This window comes from Blautia sp. MCC269 (assembly GCF_018785655.1).
Taxonomy (GTDB): Bacteria; Bacillota; Clostridia; order Lachnospirales; family Lachnospiraceae; genus Blautia_A.
Map to the genome: position 1 here is coordinate 1 of NZ_WQQE01000066.1, position 2,386 is coordinate 2,386.

Sequence of the window (2,386 nt, forward strand, 5' to 3'; positions counted from 1 at the left end):
ATGTCGGGTAAGAGACTGGCATTGCTGCCAGCCCCTCCCCTAAGAACCGTACGTGACAGTTTCCCGTCATACGGCTCAAGCCTATCGTAAGGCCTCGTGTAAAACGAAACCCGGCTCAAATCAAGTAGTCCGGCTCATGCAGATTTCGATGACACCAGGGATGTACCATAATAGCAGGCCACTTCCTGTTGTTTTCGGTGATAAAATGCGTCTTAAATCCTGTTTCAGATGTAATTCTTTCTCCGCATACAGGGCAGCACCGTTTTTGGTTGTTCCAAATTTTAACGAGTTTTTCTCGTCCTTTGGTGCTGTTCAGCATTCTTTCCCCGTCACGTTCCTCATAATATCCCGTCCATTTTTTATCGAATGGGTTGGCTTCGGCGGTGATTTTCTTGAATCGGATGATTTTAGTATTTGCCGCGTATTCCAGCTTGAGGTATTTTTCATCGAAATCTTTACCGCGGAAAGCAGGCTCTGCTGCAAACGTCCACGTCCGGTTATCAATATGGTGCCAATATTTGTTGGCAATCCATTTCCTACCTTTTCGTTTGTGTCTGCGGCAAGCCCACTTCCATAGGCACTCGAAAATCCTGTGGTCAACTAATCCAAAAATATCCGCAGAAACTACATAGCGGTGGTAGTTGACCCAACCGCGAATCACAGGATTTAGTTTGCGAATGAGCAAGTCCTGCGTGGCGGTTTTGTTCTCCTTAACAATAGTCCGCACTTTTTTGAGGAAAGCTTTTACTGCATTCTTTGACGGCTTTATAAGCAATTTTCCGTTGTATTTCCGAATGTTCTGCCCAAGAAAATCAAAGCCGTCGCTGATATGTGTAATCACCGTTTTTTCCTCTGAAAGTTGCAGGCCGCGTTCCGCCAGAAAGTCCTTGATAAGCGGCATAACCTCGTTACGCAAAGTTTCCGGGCTTTTCCCGGTGACGATAAAGTCGTCGGCATATCGCACGAAATTAATCTGGTCGTAGATGGTTTTACCTGCCACCGTCCGTCTCATCGGGAATCTTTCTTTTAGAATCCGCTCCAGACCGTCCAAGGTCATGTTCATCAAAACTGGCGATATTGTGCCGCCCTGTGGGGTCCCTTCCTCTGTCGGAAAGATTTTTCTGGTTTCCACAAAGCCACATTTCAGCCATTTTTCGAGCATTTCCTTGTCCATTGGGATATTTTTCATTAACCAGCTATGACTGATATGGTCAAAGCACCCTTTAATATCTCCCTCCAAAATCCATTGAGGCGAACCGGCTCTGCACAAATCGTTAAAGCATTGCCCGATGGCATCGTGTGTGCTTCTTCCAATTCTAAAGCCGTAGGAGTTCGGGTCTGCCAGAGTTTCTGCCAATGGTTCCAGTGCAAACTTATATAATGTCTGCATGGCGCGGTCTGTCATCGTTGGAATATTCAGCGGGCGTAATTTTCCGTTTTTCTTCGGGATATACACCCGTCTGAGAGGTTGGGGCTTATAGCCCCGGCGTTTGAGTTTGTCAATCGCCTCGAATTTGCCTTTTGGCGTTTTCCATAATTCATGGTCTACACCAGCGGTATTTTTGCCTTTATTACTTGTCACACGTTTCACTGCCAATGCCTTGGCATAGAAAGAGTGCGTCAACAGCCATTGCAGAGTTTTCACTTTGCTGTAATGACCGTCTTTTTGAGCCTTTACGATACGCATTTGCAGCTTTTTAACATAGGCCTCCGCTTTCTTCCAATCAATGGATTCCCAGCTTCGTGCCCTGTCAGCAGGCGCACACAGTTTCCTGTTCATTTGCAATTCCTCCTCTCAAAAGTTCTGTAAATTCTCTCGTAAAGATAGACCTGCTGGAAGTCAGCCCGCTTTCGCGTGGGATGCTGTTTCAATCCCTATCCGTCCTCATTACAAGGTCGGCGTTCGCTTTTTCCAGCGTTCCTTACCCGCGTTTCTATCGGCTTTCCTTGCGGTCAGCTTTCCGAATATACGGAGAGAGCGCGGGCTTAACACGTTTCACGTAATCAACCGTGTAGGTTAGGTGCCGCCTATCCGCCGGCAGTCATGTTTGTCCATGTGTTCCCAGCTTACAGGAGAACATCCGACTGCACACCTTTTGGTTCAGGCCTATCAGCAACTTTAGCCTGGTTCCCGCTAACGACGTTTAACAGCGATTTACTTACATTCACCATACTACACAAGCCAAGCTCCCCAGCCGGACGTTGCTTCCAGCTTTTCGCCTCTGCCTCGAGGTTTCGGCTTAACCCTTTCGGGAGGGCTACCTTTTCTCGTCATGCTGCCTCACGGCCGTTGCCAGCCGCTTCGGTGACGATAGGCTACTGCTAATGGAATAACAGGTTCGGTCAGCGCCGAACAGTTTAATTACGCGACCTCGTGTCGCGCATA

1 protein-coding gene is annotated in these 2,386 nt (G+C 47.8%); it reads right to left on the reverse strand.

The features are described 5' to 3' along the window. Window positions 1-115: 115 nt before the first annotated feature. Window positions 116-1,780 carry a group II intron reverse transcriptase/maturase gene (gene ltrA, locus GPK88_RS16715; RefSeq protein ID WP_054356384.1) on the reverse strand — a complete coding sequence of 555 codons (1,665 nt, stop codon included), beginning with the start codon at window positions 1,778-1,780 and terminating at the stop codon, window positions 116-118. Between the last annotated feature and the right edge of the window lie 606 nt (window positions 1,781-2,386).

Excerpts from the sequence above, each read along its gene's own strand:
- ltrA (WP_054356384.1), bottom strand. The coding sequence starts at position 1,780 with ATGAACAGGAAACTGTGTGCGCCTGCTGACAGGGCACGAAGCTGGGAA.